The 382-nt window shown below is 56.3% G+C and carries 1 protein-coding gene; it reads right to left on the reverse strand.

Going from position 1 to position 382, the window contains the following annotated elements; translation table 11 throughout:
• Positions 1-188: 188 nt before the first annotated feature.
• Positions 189-382: hypothetical protein (locus Q4563_RS16900; protein ID WP_442903774.1), on the reverse strand; the 194-nt coding region annotated here is incomplete at its 5' end.

Consider the following 382-nt stretch of genomic DNA (forward strand, 5'->3'; position numbering starts at 1 on the left):
GTGTCTGGTCGGTAGCTTGCCGCGATGGCTGATGGCTGATTGATGGTAGATGGCGGATCGAAAGTGGCCAGGCTGATAAGTAAGACGCCCCTGAACGGCTTAACCGCGGAGCAACCGATGCCGTTTCGACAGCCATTACCAGTCTCGACCCTGTTTGTTTTCACGTGGAACAATGCCAACACCTGAGGCTACAGGGTCGGGTGCCCAGCGGGCAAGTGATGCTGTAACAAGGCATGCAGACACAGGTGTAAATCATCCAGTGTCCGCCGCGCCCGTTGTGGGTTCTGGTGTACGACCACCAGAAATACGCTGTGGCTGACCTCCAGATAAAGCCGCCCCAGCCGTTCACGTTCGCGAATATGGCTCTGGATTCCCATACGTT

The sequence above is a fragment of the Gilvimarinus sp. 1_MG-2023 genome (assembly GCF_030548285.1).